24 protein-coding genes are annotated in these 15,864 nt (G+C 66.0%); 1 reads left to right on the top strand and 23 read right to left on the bottom strand.

Features of this window, described 5'->3' with window-relative positions; all coding sequences use genetic code 11:
- Positions 1-21 precede the first annotated feature (21 nt).
- The 3 genes from glmM to rplM form a co-directional block, all read right to left on the bottom strand.
- Positions 22-1,380: a phosphoglucosamine mutase gene (gene glmM, locus OG714_RS21200; RefSeq protein ID WP_406123163.1), complete on the bottom strand. Its 1,359-nt coding sequence runs from the start codon at positions 1,378-1,380 to the stop codon at positions 22-24.
- A 210-nt stretch (positions 1,381-1,590) separates the two neighbouring features.
- Complete coding sequence (gene rpsI, locus OG714_RS21205) at positions 1,591-2,118, bottom strand: 30S ribosomal protein S9 (RefSeq protein WP_043676862.1); 528 nt, start codon at positions 2,116-2,118, stop codon at positions 1,591-1,593.
- 44 nt (positions 2,119-2,162) lie between these two features.
- Positions 2,163-2,606: a 50S ribosomal protein L13 gene (gene rplM / locus OG714_RS21210; protein WP_013001400.1), complete on the bottom strand. Its 444-nt coding sequence runs from the start codon at positions 2,604-2,606 to the stop codon at positions 2,163-2,165.
- A 348-nt stretch (positions 2,607-2,954) separates the two neighbouring features.
- Here rplM and OG714_RS21215 point away from each other — a divergent pair, with 348 nt between their 5' ends.
- Positions 2,955-3,830, top strand: a complete 876-nt coding sequence (locus OG714_RS21215; protein ID WP_406123166.1) for a hypothetical protein — start codon at positions 2,955-2,957, stop codon at positions 3,828-3,830.
- Positions 3,831-3,882: 52 nt separating this feature from the next.
- Here the strand turns inward: OG714_RS21215 and truA are convergent, their stop codons facing one another.
- The 20 genes from truA to rplN all read right to left on the bottom strand — a co-directional run bounded on the left by truA (position 3,883) and on the right by rplN (position 15,787).
- Positions 3,883-4,728, bottom strand: coding sequence for a tRNA pseudouridine(38-40) synthase TruA (gene truA, locus OG714_RS21220; RefSeq protein WP_406123167.1), 846 nt, complete (start codon positions 4,726-4,728; stop codon positions 3,883-3,885).
- Between the two features lie 136 nt (positions 4,729-4,864).
- Positions 4,865-5,359, bottom strand: coding sequence for a 50S ribosomal protein L17 (rplQ, locus tag OG714_RS21225; RefSeq protein WP_406123168.1), 495 nt, complete (start codon positions 5,357-5,359; stop codon positions 4,865-4,867).
- A gap of 83 nt (positions 5,360-5,442) precedes the next feature.
- Entirely contained in the window at positions 5,443-6,465 is a 1,023-nt protein-coding gene (locus OG714_RS21230) for a DNA-directed RNA polymerase subunit alpha (RefSeq protein ID WP_019055532.1), read from the bottom strand.
- A gap of 114 nt (positions 6,466-6,579) precedes the next feature.
- Positions 6,580-6,984, bottom strand: a complete 405-nt coding sequence (gene rpsK / locus OG714_RS21235; RefSeq protein ID WP_003956432.1) for a 30S ribosomal protein S11 — start codon at positions 6,982-6,984, stop codon at positions 6,580-6,582.
- Positions 6,985-7,053: 69 nt separating this feature from the next.
- Positions 7,054-7,434 carry a 30S ribosomal protein S13 gene (rpsM, locus tag OG714_RS21240; protein WP_019055531.1) on the bottom strand — a complete coding sequence of 127 codons (381 nt, stop codon included), beginning with the start codon at positions 7,432-7,434 and terminating at the stop codon, positions 7,054-7,056.
- Between the two features lie 205 nt (positions 7,435-7,639).
- Complete coding sequence (gene rpmJ, locus OG714_RS21245; protein ID WP_003998809.1) at positions 7,640-7,753, bottom strand: 50S ribosomal protein L36; 114 nt, start codon at positions 7,751-7,753, stop codon at positions 7,640-7,642.
- 59 nt (positions 7,754-7,812) lie between these two features.
- Complete coding sequence (gene infA, locus OG714_RS21250) at positions 7,813-8,034, bottom strand: translation initiation factor IF-1 (RefSeq protein ID WP_003948620.1); 222 nt, start codon at positions 8,032-8,034, stop codon at positions 7,813-7,815.
- A 261-nt stretch (positions 8,035-8,295) separates the two neighbouring features.
- Positions 8,296-9,132, bottom strand: coding sequence for a type I methionyl aminopeptidase (gene map, locus OG714_RS21255; protein WP_406123170.1), 837 nt, complete (start codon positions 9,130-9,132; stop codon positions 8,296-8,298).
- Positions 9,133-9,263: 131 nt separating this feature from the next.
- Positions 9,264-9,935, bottom strand: coding sequence for an adenylate kinase (locus OG714_RS21260; RefSeq protein WP_406123172.1), 672 nt, complete (start codon positions 9,933-9,935; stop codon positions 9,264-9,266).
- The gene (gene secY / locus OG714_RS21265) at positions 9,935-11,248 is read right to left on the bottom strand and encodes a preprotein translocase subunit SecY (RefSeq protein WP_406123174.1); all 1,314 of its coding nucleotides are present in this window, start codon (positions 11,246-11,248) and stop codon (positions 9,935-9,937) included. The genes OG714_RS21260 and secY overlap by 1 nt, the downstream gene beginning before the upstream one ends.
- Positions 11,249-11,504: 256 nt before the next feature.
- Positions 11,505-11,960, bottom strand: coding sequence for a 50S ribosomal protein L15 (gene rplO, locus OG714_RS21270; protein ID WP_043676833.1), 456 nt, complete (start codon positions 11,958-11,960; stop codon positions 11,505-11,507).
- Positions 11,961-11,962: 2 nt separating this feature from the next.
- Positions 11,963-12,145, bottom strand: a complete 183-nt coding sequence (gene rpmD / locus OG714_RS21275; RefSeq protein WP_006376032.1) for a 50S ribosomal protein L30 — start codon at positions 12,143-12,145, stop codon at positions 11,963-11,965.
- On the bottom strand, positions 12,145-12,750 hold the full coding sequence (gene rpsE / locus OG714_RS21280) for a 30S ribosomal protein S5 (RefSeq protein ID WP_006376045.1): 606 nt from the start codon (positions 12,748-12,750) through the stop codon (positions 12,145-12,147). The genes rpmD and rpsE overlap by 1 nt, the downstream gene beginning before the upstream one ends.
- Positions 12,751-12,787: 37 nt before the next feature.
- The gene (rplR, locus tag OG714_RS21285) at positions 12,788-13,171 is read right to left on the bottom strand and encodes a 50S ribosomal protein L18 (RefSeq protein ID WP_019055526.1); all 384 of its coding nucleotides are present in this window, start codon (positions 13,169-13,171) and stop codon (positions 12,788-12,790) included.
- A gap of 3 nt (positions 13,172-13,174) precedes the next feature.
- Entirely contained in the window at positions 13,175-13,714 is a 540-nt protein-coding gene (rplF, locus tag OG714_RS21290; protein WP_327401911.1) for a 50S ribosomal protein L6, read from the bottom strand.
- A 22-nt stretch (positions 13,715-13,736) separates the two neighbouring features.
- Positions 13,737-14,135, bottom strand: coding sequence for a 30S ribosomal protein S8 (gene rpsH / locus OG714_RS21295; RefSeq protein ID WP_013001411.1), 399 nt, complete (start codon positions 14,133-14,135; stop codon positions 13,737-13,739).
- Positions 14,136-14,344: 209 nt separating this feature from the next.
- Complete coding sequence (locus tag OG714_RS21300) at positions 14,345-14,530, bottom strand: type Z 30S ribosomal protein S14 (RefSeq protein ID WP_003948630.1); 186 nt, start codon at positions 14,528-14,530, stop codon at positions 14,345-14,347.
- Positions 14,531-14,535: 5 nt separating this feature from the next.
- Positions 14,536-15,093 carry a 50S ribosomal protein L5 gene (gene rplE, locus OG714_RS21305; RefSeq protein ID WP_406123178.1) on the bottom strand — a complete coding sequence of 186 codons (558 nt, stop codon included), beginning with the start codon at positions 15,091-15,093 and terminating at the stop codon, positions 14,536-14,538.
- Complete coding sequence (rplX, locus tag OG714_RS21310) at positions 15,093-15,416, bottom strand: 50S ribosomal protein L24 (RefSeq protein ID WP_019072281.1); 324 nt, start codon at positions 15,414-15,416, stop codon at positions 15,093-15,095. Before rplX ends, rplE begins: the two co-directional genes overlap by 1 nt.
- A 2-nt stretch (positions 15,417-15,418) precedes the next feature.
- Entirely contained in the window at positions 15,419-15,787 is a 369-nt protein-coding gene (rplN, locus tag OG714_RS21315; protein ID WP_003998823.1) for a 50S ribosomal protein L14, read from the bottom strand.
- Positions 15,788-15,864 lie beyond the last annotated feature (77 nt).

The raw sequence follows: 15,864 nt of genomic DNA on the forward strand, positions 1-15,864 counted from the left end.
GACGGCATCCGCCCAACCCGCCTACCCGAGCGCCGACTTCACGGCGTCCGCCAACCGCCCCGCCACCGACCGCGCCTGGTCGATGTCGGCGGCCTCCACCATCACCCGTACCAGCGGCTCGGTACCCGACGGACGCAGCAACACCCGCCCGGTGGAACCGAGTTCACGCTCCGCCTCGGTGACCGCGGCCGCCAGGTCGGCGGAGGTGCCGACCCGCGTGCGGTCCACGTCGGGCACGTTGATGAGCACCTGCGGCAGCCGCGTCATCACGGACGCGAGGTCCTTGAGCGTACGACCCGTGTCGGCGACCCGCGCCGCCAGCATCAGGCCGGTCAGCGTGCCGTCGCCCGTGGTCGCGTGGTCCAGGATGATGACGTGCCCGGACTGCTCGCCGCCCAGCGCGTAGCCGTGCTCCTTCATCTCCTCCAGGACATAGCGGTCGCCGACCGCGGTCTGGACGAGCGTCAGGCCCTCGCGCTCCATGGCCAGTTTGAAGCCGAGGTTCGACATGACGGTCGCGACGACGGTGTCGGAGCGCAGTGCGGAACGCTCCCGCATCGCCAGCGCGATCACGGCCATGATCTGATCCCCGTCGACCTCTTCACCGGTGTGGTCCACGGCCAGGCAGCGGTCGGCGTCACCGTCGTGCGCGATGCCGAAGTCGGCGCCGTGCTCGACGACGGCGGCCTTGAGCAGACCCAGGTGGGTCGAGCCGCAACCGTCGTTGATGTTCAGCCCGTTGGGGTCCGCGCCGATCGTGATGACCTCGGCGCCCGCCCGCGAGAAGGCCTCCGGGGAGACCCGGGCGGCGGCGCCGTGCGCCTCGTCAAGGACGATCTTCAGTCCGTCGAGCCGGTTCGGGAGCACGCCGATGAGATGGGCGACGTACTGGTCGAAGCCTTCGTTGTAGTGCCGGACCCGGCCTACGCCCGAGCCGGTCGGACGGTCCCAGGGGGCGCCGGTGCGGTGCTCGTCGTAGATCTTCTCGATCCGGTCCTCGAGCTCGTCGTCGAGCTTGTGCCCGCCGCGGGCGAGGAACTTCACGCCGTTGTCCGGCATGGCGTTGTGGCTCGCGGAGAGCATCACGCCGAGGTCGGCGCCCAGCACGCCGGTGAGATACGCCACCGCGGGGGTGGGCAGCACGCCGACGAGCAACACGTCCACACCGGCGCTGGCCAGGCCCGCGACCACGGCGGCTTCCAGGAACTCCCCGGACGCGCGCGGGTCCCGCCCGACCACGGCCGTTGCCCGGTGGCCTGCGAAGGTGCCCGCCTCGGCCAGTACGTGAGCCGCCGCGACGGAGAGCCCGAGAGCCATCTCGGCCGTCAGATCCGCGTTGGCGACACCGCGCACGCCGTCCGTGCCGAAGAGTCGTCCCACTTGTCCTCCTGAGGAAGGCGAAAGTCCTGCAAGGCCGAAGTCCTGCAAAGCTGAAGTCCTGCGTTCCAGGCACACGATGCCTGATCATCCGATCACACAAGCCTTTGAGCGTCTTGTGCCGTTATACGCCCCTGACTGTGATAAACGAACGCCCCGGCGGCACAAGTGGCGTGCCGCCGGGGCGTTCGGAGTACAGACAGCAGGCGAGATTTAGCGCTTGCTGTACTGCGGGGCCTTGCGGGCCTTCTTGAGACCGGCCTTCTTGCGCTCGACCGCACGGTCGTCGCGACGGAGGTAACCGGCCTTCTTGAGGGCGGCGCGGTTGTTGTCCACGTCGGCCTCGTTCAGCGCGCGGGCCACGCCGAGGCGCAGGGCGCCGGCCTGACCGGAGACGCCGCCACCCGAGATGCGGGCGATGACGTCGTAGCGGCCGTCCAGCTCAAGCACCTTGAAGGGCTCGTTGACTTCCTGCTGGTGGACCTTGTTCGGGAAGTAGTCCTCGAGCGTGCGCCCGTTGACCTTCCACTTGCCGGTGCCGGGCACGATGCGAACGCGCGCGATGGCGTTCTTGCGGCGGCCCAGGCCGGCGGCCGGCTGCGGGTCGCCGAAGCGGCCGGCGAGCGACTCCGAGGTGTACTCGCCCTCGACGGGCACCTCGGACTCGGTGGTGTAGCTCTCGATGTCGACGAGCTCGGTCTCGGTCTCTTCGACCGGCTGCTCAACGGTGGTCTCGGCCACGGTTCTCCTCAGATTCTTTTCTGTCTTAGGGGGTGTGGCCGGAACTACTGCGCGACCTGGGTGATCTCGAACGGCACCGGCTGCTGGGCAGCGTGCGGGTGCTGGTCGCCCGAGTAGACCTTCAGCTTGCTGATCATCTGACGGCCCAGGGTGTTCTTGGGGATCATGCCCTTGATGGCCTTCTCGACGGCCTTCTCGGGGTTCTTCGCCAGCAGCTCGTCGTAACGGACGGAGCGCAGACCACCCGGGTAACCGGAGTGGCGGTACGCCAGCTTCTGGGTCTTCTTGTTGCCGGACAGGTGAACCTTGTCGGCGTTGATGATGATGACGAAGTCACCCATGTCCATGTGCGGGGCATAGGTCGGCTTGTGCTTGCCACGGAGGAGGTTCGCGGCAGTGGTAGCCAGACGGCCCAGGACGATGTCCTGAGCGTCGATGACGTGCCACTGGCGAGTCACATCGCCGGGCTTGGGGCTGTACGTACGCACTTCGCAGCCTTCTTCTTCAGTGGATGGGTGCTGACACATGGCATCACTGAAGCGATCGTGCAGCTGGGGACGACAATGGCCGGGGACGAAGCCCGTATGCCGCCCACTGGAAACTGCTCCAGGGAACCTACGTAAGGGCTTCTCGTGTGAGAACGACCAAGCCGATACGCATAACAAACCGTAAGAGTACCCGCGCGGCCCCGGACGGGTCAAAACGCGGTGAGACCGGCCGGAACCCGCAACGGAAAGCGACGGTGAAAACACTTAACGCGACATCCTCAACGTCAGTCGGCACAGGCCTCATTGAGGCGCACCGGCACCCCCGTCCCCCCGTCTAGGATGCGACCCATGAGCTTCGGACAGGGGGGACCCCAGTCCCAGTGGGATCCCTGGAAACCCAATTCGCAGCAGCCGTGGGGCGGCAACGTCGACGACGAGACCCCGGACTGGGCCGCGCTCGCCGACCAGGCGGAGTCGCGCAACCGGCGCAAGAGACTGCTGCTGATAGTCGGCGGCGCGCTCGCGACGGTGGCCGTCGGGACAGCCGTGGCCATGGCCGTCATGTCGGCGAACGACGACACGAGCGCGTCGGGCAAGCCCACGAACCTGCCCGCGAGCGCCTCCGTGTCCAGCGCCGACGCCACCTCGCCGTCCTTCGCGCCGACCAGCGCGCCCCCGCCGCTGGACCCCAAGGAGTTCATCTCCAGCAAGGCGAAGGACACGGCACCGCTCAGCCCCGCGACCCTCTTCCCGGGCACGCAGCTGACGGTCGCCTCGACGGTGTACAAGAAGGGCCCGACGGCCGACACCACGAACTGCGCCCCGGTCGCCTCGGGCACCCTCCCCAAGGTCCTCACCGCGAACGACTGCACCCGCCTCATGCGGGTCACGTACGTCAAGGGCGACATCGCGGTCACGGTCGGCGTGGCCCTCTTCGACACCGAGGCGCAGGCGACGAAGGCCAAGACCCAGGCGGACAACAAGAGCGCCGTCAAGTCGCTGTCCGGCAAGGGCGTCAAGGCCTTCTGCGACGGCTCGATCTGCCGCACGACGACCAACGCCTACGGCCGCTACGCCTACTTCACGGTCGCCGGCTTCACCAGCGGCAAGGACGTGACGACGAAGGACACCGAGGTCTTCACCATCGGCGACGACCTCGCCAAGTTCACCTTCGACCAGATCCACGCCCGCGGCGAGGCACAGGCTTCGGCGGCGGCGCAGTAACAGGCTGGGCGCCACCGGGAGTTGGCGCCCAGCACATCCACCCGGCCGACCCTCAGTGCAGAGCCCCCCGCACCCGCCGGGCCAGCAACTGCCGCTCCGCCAGCCCCTCGTCGGCCGGGTAGGCGACCTCCTCCAAGGTCAGCCCGTGCGGCCGTACGACATGCACGGCACTGTCCCGCACCCGCGCGTCCAGCACCTTCCGCGGCCACTCCGCGCCCCGGTGCCCGTCGCCGACGAACACCAACGCCCCGACCATGGACCGCACTTGGTTGTGGCAGAAGGCGTCGGCACGAACCTCGATCTCGACGACACCATCCGCGCGCCGCGTCACCCCGAAGTCGAGAATCTCCCGAACGGTCGACGCACCCTCGCGCTTCTTCGCGTAAGCGGCGAAGTCATGCTCCCCCACAAGGGACTTGGCGGCGGCGTCCATCACCTCGACGTCCAACTCCCAGTCGTGCCACAGCACATGATTCCGCAGCAACGGATCGACGCCCCCCGGCCGATCCCCCACCCGGTACACATAACGCCGCCACAGGGCCGCGAACCGCGCGTTGAAGCCCTCAGGGGCCTCCGCGACGCCCCACACCCGCACATCCTTCGGCAGCCGCCCAGCAAGCCGCTTCAGCAGCTTCTCCCGGTGCTCCGCCCACAGCTCCCCCGGCAGATCGACATGCGCCACCTGCCCCCGAGCATGCACCCCGGCATCGGTCCGCCCCGCCACGGTCAGGTCGTACGCCGCCGCCCCCGACCGAGTCACCGTCCGCAGCGCGTCCTCGACCTCCCCCTGCACGGTCCGCCGCCCCCCGGCCTGCTTGGCCCACCCGGAGAACGCGGTCCCGTCGTAGGAGAGGTCGAGTCGTACGCGGACGAACCCAGCCGCTACTTCGTCACTCACACCGAGATCCTTTCACCTACACAAAAGCGGGCCCGCCCCTGGAAAGGAACGGACCCGCCACACGCCCTGCTTTTGCTTCTAGGGGCGCGGGGAACTGCGCGACCAGCCACGACGGCGCGGCAGCCGAAGAACGGTGTTACGCGTCCTTCGACTCCTCGTCGGCCTCAACCGGCTTCGCGTCCTCAACGACCTCGACCGGGGCAGCAACCTCGGCGTCCTTCGCGGCACGCTTGGTGGCGGCCTCGGCCTCACCGGTCGCAGCCTGCGCGACGGTCAGGGCCTCGACCAGCTCGATGACAGCCATGGGCGCGTTGTCGCCACGACGGTTACCGATCTTGGTGATACGGGTGTAGCCACCGGGACGGTTCTCGTAGCGCGGGCCGATCTCGGTGAAGAGCGTGTGGACGATGCTCTTGTCCGTGATCACCTGAAGCACCTGACGGCGGTTGTGAAGGTCGCCCTTCTTGCCCTTGGTGACCAGACGCTCGGCGTACGGCCGCAGCTTGCGGGCCTTCGCCTCGGTGGTGGTGATACGGCCGTGCTCGAAGAGCGCCTTCGCGAGGTTCGCGAGAAGCAGCTTCTCGTGCGCGGCACTGCCGCCCAGACGGGCACCCTTGGTGGGCTTCGGCATGTCTTTCTCCTTGGTATCTGCCCCGGCCGTATCAGGTACCGGGGTCAGGACCCGGCGAGCGGACGCTCACCGGCAACAACCGATCAGTACTGCTCGGTCTCCACGAAACCCGCGTCCACGTCGTCGTCGGCGCCGAAGGCGTCGGCGGCTGCGGTCGGGTCGAATCCGGGCGGGCTGTCCTTCAGGGCCAGGCCCATGCCGGCCAGCTTCGCCTTGACCTCGTCGATGGACTTCGCACCGAAGTTGCGGATGTCCAGGAGGTCGGCCTCGGAACGCGCCACGAGCTCACCCACGGAGTGGATGCCCTCGCGCTTGAGGCAGTTGTACGACCGAACGGTGAGCTCCAGCTCCTCGATCGGCAGGGCGAGATCAGCGGCAAGGGCGGCGTCCGTCGGGGACGGGCCCATGTCGATGCCCTCGGCGTCGATGTTCAGCTCGCGGGCGAGACCGAACAGCTCGACCAGGGTCTTGCCGGCGGACGCCATGGCGTCGCGCGGCCGCATGGCCTGCTTCGTCTCGACGTCGACGATGAGCTTGTCGAAGTCGGTCCGCTGCTCGACACGCGTGGCCTCGACCTTGTACGTGACCTTCAGCACCGGGCTGTAGATGGAGTCGACCGGGATACGGCCGATCTCCTGGCCCACCTGCTTGTTCTGCACGGCGGAGACGTAACCGCGGCCACGCTCGACCGTGAGCTCCATCTCCAGCTTGCCCTTGCCGTTGAGCGTGGCGAGGACGAGGTCGGGGTTGTGCACCTCGACACCGGCCGGGGGCGCGATGTCGGCGGCGGTGACCAGACCCGGACCCTGCTTGCGCAGGTACATCACGACCGGCTCGTCGTGCTCCGAGGAGACGACCAGCTGCTTGATGTTGAGGATCAGGTCGGTGACGTCCTCCTTGACGCCCGGCACGGTGGTGAACTCGTGCAGAACGCCGTCGATCCGGATGCTGGTGACAGCGGCACCGGGGATCGAGGAGAGGAGCGTACGACGCAGGGAGTTGCCGAGGGTGTAGCCGAAGCCCGGCTCCAGCGGCTCGATCACGAACCGGGAGCGGAATTCGTCGACGACCTCTTCGGTCAACGAGGGGCGCTGAGCGATCAGCATGAAGTGAGTCCTTCAGTCATGGACACCCACTATTTGATGTCCTTGAGTGCTACAAGGGTACGGGCGGCACGACCCCGAAAGGCCATACCGCCCGAAACCTGAGACAACCGTGCGTCAGACGCGGCGGCGCTTCGGCGGACGGCAGCCGTTGTGCGGGGTGGGGGTGACGTCCTGGATGGAGCCGACCTCAAGACCGGTCGCCTGAAGCGAACGGATGGCCGTCTCGCGACCCGAGCCCGGGCCCTTCACGAAGACGTCGACCTTGCGCATGCCGTGCTCCTGCGCGCGACGGGCGGCCGACTCGGCGGCCATCTGCGCGGCGAAGGGGGTGGACTTGCGCGAGCCCTTGAAGCCGACGTGGCCGGCGGAGGCCCAGGAGATCACGTTGCCCGAGGGGTCCGTGATCGAGACGATCGTGTTGTTGAACGTGCTCTTGATGTGCGCGTGGCCGTGAGCGACGTTCTTCTTTTCCTTGCGGCGCACCTTCTTGGCAGCGCCCTGACGACCCTTGGGGGGCATCTATTACTCCTACGGGGAGGTGGTCGGTCCTACAGCGAAGACCGCTGGTGAAGCGTTGTCCGCTGCGGACTACTTCTTGCCCGGCTTCTTCTTGCCGGCGATGGCGCGACGCGGACCCTTGCGGGTACGAGCGTTCGTGCTGGTGCGCTGACCGCGTACGGGCAGACCACGACGGTGACGGAGACCCTGGTAGCAGCCGATCTCCACCTTGCGGCGGATGTCGGCCTGGATCTCGCGACGGAGGTCACCCTCGGTCTTGATGTTGGCGTCGACGTACTCACGAATCGCGACGAGCTGCTCTTCCGAGAGGTCGCGAACGCGGGTGTTGGGGTCGATGCCGGTCTCGGCCAGCGTCAGCTGGGAAAGGGTCCGACCAATGCCGAACACGTAGGTGAGGGCGACCTCCACGCGCTTTTCGCGCGGGATGTCGACACCGGAAACGCGTGCCATTCAATGGCTCCAGTTGATCTTCGGAGGTCTTCCGCAGAACCGGATCCCAGCCGCCGGCCTCTTCGTTCGAAGACTTGGTACGGCGTGGGTCCCCAGCCTCCGAGCCGGGGGTGTCGGGCGCCTACTACGCCCGGGTCCTGCGTATGAACATGTATTGCTCGCGTCGCGCGAAACTCTGCGATGAATGCAGAGGGAAGGTCGTGCGTCAGCCCTGGCGCTGCTTGTGGCGCGGGTTCTCGCAGATGACCATGACCCGACCGTGACGGCGGATCACCCTGCACTTGTCGCAGATCTTCTTGACGCTCGGCTTGACCTTCATTGGTGAGGTTCTCCGGGTCAGTTGCCTTTGGCGCCGCTTGCGCGGAACCTGGGCAAGATCTACTTGTAGCGGTAGACGATCCGGCCACGCGTCAGGTCGTACGGAGACAGCTCCACCACGACCCGGTCGTCAGGGAGGATGCGGATGTAGTGCATACGCATCTTGCCGCTGATGTGTGCCAGGACCTGGTGGCCGTTCTGGAGCTCCACCTTGAACATGGCGTTCGGGAGAGACTCGACGACAGTGCCTTCGATCTCGATGGCACCTTGCTTCTTGGCCACGCTTCGCCCTTCGAATCGACTACCTTGATCGACTCAGTGCGTCCCCTTACGGGGTGCATGCGGACATGCGGGTGCACGAGAGCCGACGAGTCAGTCTACGTCAGGCCACTCGGAAAGACGAATCGAGGAAGAATGCCCCGGAGCGGAGATCTTTAAGCATGCTGGTGCCACAGATGCCCGTTTTCAGGGGCGCGGGGCTGTGACATATGCGGCTCCGCCGCGTGGGCGCGACAAGCCCCCACCGGCGTGCCGGACGATCGACTACGCGAGCGGATCCGGCGCAGCCGTGATCCCATACTCGGCCAGCTTCGCCTTGCCACCATCAGGAGCCGTCAGCACAAGCGGCCCCTCCTCGGTCAGAGCGACCGAGTGCTCCCAGTGCGAGGACCAGGTCCCGTCCGTCGTGATGACCGTCCAGTCGTCCGAGAGAACCTCGGTCTTCGGGGTACCCAGGGACACCATCGGCTCGATGGCGAGGCAGAACCCCGGCACCAGCTTCGGCCCCTTGCCGCGCCGCTTCTCGACGTAGTTCAACAGGTGCGGATCCATGTGCATCTCGGTACCGATGCCATGACCGCCGTAGTCCTCGACGATCCCGTACTTGCCACCACCCGGCTTCGGCTGCCGACGGATGTACGTCTCGATCGCCCGGGAGATGTCCACGAGCCGGTTCCCCAGCTTCATCGCGGCGATCCCGGCCCACATCGACCCCTCGGTCACCCGCGACAGCTCAAGCAGCTCCGGGGAGTGCCCCGAGCCCACGAACGCCGTGTACGCCGCGTCGCCGTGCCAGCCGTCGATGATCGCGCCGCAGTCGATGGAGATGATGTCGCCGTCCTTCAGCACCACCTCCTCTGAGGGGATGCCGTGGACGACGACCTCGTTCACCGAGGTGCAGATCGTCGCGGGGAAGCCGCCGTAGCCGAGGAAGTTCGGCTTCGCGTTGTGGTCCGCGAGGACCTTGCGGGCGACCTCGTCCAGATCCTTCGTGCTCGCGCCGGGCACCGCGGCCTCGCGCGTGGCCGCGTGGATCGCGGCGACGACCAGCCCCGCCTCGCGCATCTTGGCGATCTGCTCGGGGGTCTTGATCTGCACCATGGGGGCCTGCGCTCTCCGTCTTCCGCGACACAAAAGAATGGCCGTACACAAAAGCCGTACACAAAAATAGCTGTACACAACAGTACGACCGCGGCACCCCTGCGGGCACCGCGGCCGGATCTGGCTGACGACTACTTGTCGCCCTCGTCCTCGTTCTCGCGCTTCAGCGCGTCCAGCGCCCGCTGCGTGATCTCGTCCACCGGACCGAGCGAGGAGATCGTGACCACCAGGCCCTGGAGCTTGTAGTAGTCGATGATCGGCTCGGTCTGCGTGTGGTAGACCTCCAGGCGGGTGCGGACCGTGTCCTCGGAGTCGTCGTCGCGCTGGTACAGCTCGCCGCCGCAGACGTCGCACACGCCATCCTGCTTCGCCGGGCTGTACGTCACGTGGAAGACGTGGCTGGAGTCCTTCCGGCAGATGCGGCGGCCGGCGATGCGCTTGACCACCTCTTCCTCGGAGACCTCCAGGTCCAGCACCGCGTCCAGCTTGATGCCCTCGGTCTTCAGCAGCTCGTCCAGCGCCTCGGCCTGCGACACGTTGCGCGGAAAGCCGTCCAGCAGAAAGCCGTTGACGGCGTCCGGCTGCTCCATGCGGTCCTTGGCCATCGCGATGGTGACCTCGTCCGGGACCAGGTTGCCCGCGTCCATGTAGGACTTCGCCAGTTTGCCGAGTTCCGTGGCCTGACTGATGTTGGCACGGAAGAGGTCGCCCGTGGAGATGTGCGGGATGTGCAGCGTCTTGGCGAGGCGCACAGCCTGCGTTCCCTTACCGGCACCCGGCGGCCCGACGAGGACGATTCGCATCAGCGGAGGAACCCTTCGTAATTGCGCTGCTGGAGCTGGCTCTCGATCTGCTTCACCGTCTCGAGACCGACACCCACGATGATCAGGATGCTGGTCCCGCCGAACGGGAAGTTGCCGCTTGCGTTGAAACCGACCAACGCCATCGTCGGTACGAGAGCGATCAGACCCAGATACAGCGAACCCGGCCAGGTGATCCGGTTGAGTACGTAACTCAGGTACTCAGCGGTGGGCCGGCCAGCCCGGATGCCCGGGATGAAGCCACCATACTTCTTCATGTTGTCCGCGACTTCCTCGGGGTTGAACGAGATCGCCACGTAGAAGAACGCGAAGAAAACGATCAGCAGGAAGTAGCTGACCAGGTAGATCGGGTGGTCACCCTTGGTCAGGTTGGTCTCGATCCAGGTCTTCCAGCCGGACGTACCGCCGGAGAACTGAGCGACCAGAGCCGGGATGTAGAGCAGCGAGGACGCGAAGATGACCGGAATCACACCGGCCTGATTGACCTTCAGCGGGATGTAGGTCGACGTACCGCCGTAGGAACGGCGGCCGATCATGCGCTTCGCGTACTGGACCGGGATCCTGCGCTGGGCCTGCTCGACGAAGACCACGAGGCCGACCATCACCAGGCCGACGAGGATGACGGTGCCGAACTCGATCCAGCCGCCGGCCAGCGTGCCCTGCTTCTTGATGGCCCACAGAGCGGACGGGAAGGTCGCGGCGATCGAGATGAACATGAGGATCGACATGCCGTTGCCGATGCCGCGGTCGGTGATGAGCTCGCCGAGCCACATCACGACGCAGGTACCGGCGGTCATGCAGACCACCATGGTGATGGTGGTGAAGATCGACTGGTCCGGGACGATCTGATTCGCCGTCGGGCAGCCCGAGAAGAGGGCGCCGCTGCGGGCGGTGGCCACCAGACCGGTGCCCTGGAGGATGGCGAGCGCCACGGTCAGATAACGCGTGTACTGCGTGATCTTCGCCGTGCCGGCCTGCCCCTCCTTCTTGAGGGCTTCGAGGCGCGGGATCACGACGGTCAGCAGCTGCAGAATGATGCTCGCCGTGATGTACGGCATGATGCCGAGCGCGAAGATCGTGATCTGGAGCAGCGCGCCACCGCTGAACATGTTGACCAGACCGAACAGACCCTGGTTGCCGTTCGAGACGTCGATACAGGTCTGGACGTTCTTGTAATCGACGCCTGGGATCGGGACGTGCGTACCGACCCGGTACACCACGATGATCCCGAGCGTGAAGAGCAGCTTCTTGCGCAGGTCGGGTGTCCTGAACGCCCGGGCGAACGCGGTGAGCACGGTGCCTCCTGCGACCCCCGCGCGTGTGCGCGTGAGGTGACGACTAAGTGTGGTTGATGGCCTGTGGAACGAGATTACGGCATGCCAAGACGACGCTGGGTACCAGCCGCACAGCCTACCTACATCAACGCCCCTAGGGGATACCGATCGAACGTCCCATGAGTCACGACTACTGAAAAAACGGCCGGGGTCGACCCTCTGTAGAGGGCCAACCCCGGCCGCCGTTGCTGACGTTGGTCAGGCTCGGTCCGAAAGATCAGACGAGCTCGGTGACCGTACCGCCCGCGGCAGTGATCTTCTCCTTGGCGGAACCGGAGACGGCGTCCACCGTCACCTGCAGCGCCACGGAGATCTCGCCCTGGCCGAGCACCTTGACGAGGCTGTTCTTGCGAACCGCACCGTTGGCGACGAGACCCTCTACGGTGACCTCGCCACCTTCCGGGTACAGGGACGCCAGCTTGTCGAGGTTCACGACCTGGTACTCGGTCTTGAACGGGTTGCGGAAGCCCTTGAGCTTCGGAAGACGCATGTGGAGGGGCATCTGGCCACCCTCGAAGCGCTCCGGAACCTGGTAACGGGCCTTCGTACCCTTGGTTCCACGACCGGCCGTCTTACCCTTCGACGCCTCACCACGACCCACACGGGTCTTGGCGGTCTTGGCGCCCGGGGCGGGACGGAGGTTGTGGATCTTGAGCGGGTTGTTCTCCGCCATGATCAGTCGACCTCCTCAACCGTCACGAGGTGGCGGACGGTGTGCACCATTCCGCGGAACTCGGGGCGGTCCTCCTTGACGACCACGGTGTTGATCCCCTTGAGACCAAGCGACCGCAGCGTGTCACGGTGGTTCTGCTTGCTGCCGATGTACGACTTCGTCTGCGTGACCTTGAGGCGAGCCATTACGCACCCGCCCCGGCACGTGCACGAAGAAGAGCCGCGGGAGCGACGTCCTCGAGGGGCAGACCGCGGCGGGCCGCGATCTCCTCGGGACGCTGCAGGCCCTTGAGGGCCGCCACGGTCGCGTGCACGATGTTGATCGCGTTGGACGAGCCGAGCGACTTCGACAGGATGTCGTGAACGCCGGCGCACTCGAGCACAGCACGCACCGGGCCACCGGCGATAACGCCGGTACCGGGGGAAGCAGGCTTGAGCAGGACGACGCCCGCGGCCTTCTCGCCCGTGATCGGGTGCGGGATGGTGCCCTGGATACGGGGGACCTTGAAGAAGTGCTTCTTGGCCTCTTCAACACCCTTGGCGATCGCGGCCGGCACCTCCTTGGCCTTGCCGTAACCGACACCGACGGTGCCGTCACCGTCGCCCACCACGACGAGCGCGGTGAAGCTGAAGCGACGACCACCCTTGACAACCTTGGCGACGCGGTTGATCGCGACTACGCGCTCAACGTACGCGGTCTTCTCGGCGGCAGCAGCGCCGCCGTCACGGCCCTTCCGGTCCCGCCGCTCGCCGCCACCGGCACCGCTTCCACGGCGCTGGGGTCCAGCCATTGGATTACCTCTCTCTTTCCGCTAGCTACGGAAGCGACTAGAACTTCAGTCCGGCTTCGCGGGCGGCGTCCGCCAGGGCGGCGATGCGCCCCGCGTACTGATTGCCACCGCGGTCGAATACGACAGCCTCGACACCGGCGGCCTTGGCGCGCTCGGCGACCAGGGCACCGACCGACTTGGCCTGCGCGGACTTGTCGCTCTCGCCGCCGCGGATCGAGGTGTCCAGGGTCGACGCCGACGCCAGGGTGTGACCCTTGATGTCGTCGATGACCTGGGCCACGATGTGGCGGTTGGAGCGGGTCACGACCAGGCGCGGACGCTCAGCCGTACCGGAGATGTGCTTCCGGATGCGGATGTGACGACGCTTGATGGCAGCACGCTTGTAAGCGTCGCCCTTAGCGATCTTCGTACCGTATGCCATGGCTTACTTACCCGCCTTTCCGACCTTGCGCCGGATGACTTCGCCCTCGTACTTGACGCCCTTGGCCTTGTACGGGTCGGGCTTGCGCAGCTTGCGGATGTTCGCCGCAACCTCGCCGACCTTCTGCTTGTCGATGCCCTCGACCGAGAAGTGCGTCGGGTTCTCGACCTTGAACGAGATGCCCTCGGGCGCCTCGACCGTGATCGAGTGGCTGTAGCCGAGCGCGAACTCAAGGGTGGAACCCTTGGCCGCGACGCGGTAACCGACACCACTGATTTCGAGCTTCTTCACGTAACCCTCGGTCACGCCGGTGATCATGTTCGCCACCAGCGTGCGGGACAGGCCGTGCAGGGCCTTGTTCTGACGCTCGTCGTTGGGGCGGGTGACGCTGAGCACGCCGTCCTCACCCTTGGCGATGTCGATCGGCGCTGCGACGGTGTGGGTCAGCGAGCCCTTGGGGCCCTTGACCAAAACCGTACGGCCGTCGATGGTGACGTCCACGCCGGCGGGAACCGTGATGGGGAGCTTGCCAATACGCGACATAGCTTCTTCCGTTTCCCTTCCGCTACCAGACGTAGGCGAGAACTTCTCCGCCTACGCCCTTCTTGCCGGCCTGCTTGTCGGTGAGGAGACCGTGCGACGTGGAGATGATCGCCACGCCGAGGCCACCGAGCACCTTGGGCAGGGAGGTGGACTTCGCGTACACCCGGAGACCGGGCTTGGAGATCCGCTTGATGCCCGCGATGGAGCGCTCACGGTTCGGGCCGAACTTCAGCTCGAGAACGAGGTTCTTGCCGACCTCGGCGTCCTCGACCTTCCAGCCCGTGATGAAGCCCTCCTGCTGGAGGATCTCCGCGATGTGCGACTTGATCTTCGATGCCGGCATCGTCACAGAGTCGTGGTATGCCGAGTTCGCGTTCCGCAGACGCGTAAGCATGTCTGCGATCGGATCAGTCATGGTCATGAATTGGCCTTCGGCCTCTCTCGCCGGGGTTTCCTGGTGCGCCATCCCTCTCCCTGAACCGAGACGGGGCGGGTGCGGCGCGGTGGACCTACGGCGTAGTAAGTCGTCTGGGCGTCAGGCGCCCAACCCTCCTAGCCTAAGCCATGGAGAGGTGGGCACCTGACCGAGCCCTTTACTTACCGAGAGCTTCGGGAGTCCGGATTACCGGACTACCAGGAGCTCTTGGTCACGCCCGGCAGCTCGCCACGGTGAGCCATCTCACGAAGGCACACGCGGCACAGGCCGAACTTGCGGTACACGGAGTGCGGGCGGCCGCAGCGCTGGCAGCGGGTGTAGCCACGCACACCGAACTTGGGCTTACGAGCAGCCTTGGCAATCAGAGCCTTCTTCGCCATCTCGCTTACGCCTCCTTGAAGGGGAAGCCGAGGTGACGGAGAAGGGCACGGCCTTCGGCGTCGTTGGTCGCCGTGGTCACCACGGTGATGTCCATACCCCGGACGCGGTCGATCTTGTCCTGGTCGATCTCGTGGAACATGACCTGCTCGGTGAGACCGAAGGTGTAGTTGCCACGACCGTCGAACTGCTTGGGAGACAGACCGCGGAAGTCGCGGATGCGCGGAAGCGCGAGCGACAGAGTGCGGTCCAGGAACTCCCACATGCGGTCGCCACGGAGCGTGACGTGGGCACCGATCGGCTGACCCTCGCGCAGCTTGAACTGCGCGATGGACTTGCGGGCCTTGGTGATGGCCGGCTTCTGACCGGTGATCGTGGTCAGGTCACGGACGGCACCGTCCATGAGCTTGGAGTCACGGGCGGCGTCGCCGACACCCATGTTCACCACGATCTTGACGAGGCCGGGGATCTGCATGACGTTCTCGTAGGAGAACTCCTCACGCAGCTTGCCCGTGATCTCCTCGCGGTACTTCGTCTTGAGACGCGGAGTGGTGGTGGTAGTCATCAGATGTCCTCACCCGTCCGCTTGGCAACGCGAACCTTGTTGCCCTCGTCGTCGAAGCGGTAGCCGACACGCGTGACGACCTTGTTGCCGTCCTTCTCAACGACCAGCTGGACGTTGGAGACGTGGATCGGCGCCTCGGTCGTGACGATGCCACCGGCCTGCGAACCCTTGGCGGTGGGGCCGGCCTTGGTGTGCTTCTTGACCCGGTTCACACCCTCGACCAGGACGCGCTCGTCGCGCGGGTAAGCGGCAATGACCTTGCCCTGCTTGCCCTTGTCCTTGCCGGTGATGACCTGAACCGTGTCACCCTTCTTGATCTTCATGCTTACAGCACCTCCGGAGCCAGCGAGATGATCTTCATGAACTTCTTCTCGCGCAGCTCGCGCCCGACCGGGCCGAAGATGCGGGTGCCGCGAGGGTCGCCGTCGTTCTTCAGAATGACGGCGGCGTTCTCGTCGAAGCGGATGTACGAGCCGTCCGGACGACGGCGCTCCTTCACGGTGCGAACGATGACGGCCTTGACGACGTCACCCTTCTTCACGTTGCCACCGGGGATCGCGTCCTTGACGGTGGCGACGATGACGTCACCGATGCCCGCGTAGCGGCGACCGGAGCCACCGAGCACACGGATGCAAAGGATTTCCTTCGCACCAGTGTTGTCGGCGACGCGCAGTCGCGACTCCTGCTGGATCACGTCTATCTCCTGATCGTCTGCCGGTTCCCCAACGGGGTTGCTGTGCTGAATGAACAGCGCCTCAACCCCGTTGGAGC

This window comes from Streptomyces sp. NBC_00989, assembly GCF_045162655.1.
In the GTDB taxonomy this organism is placed as follows: Bacteria; Actinomycetota; Actinomycetes; order Streptomycetales; family Streptomycetaceae; genus Streptomyces.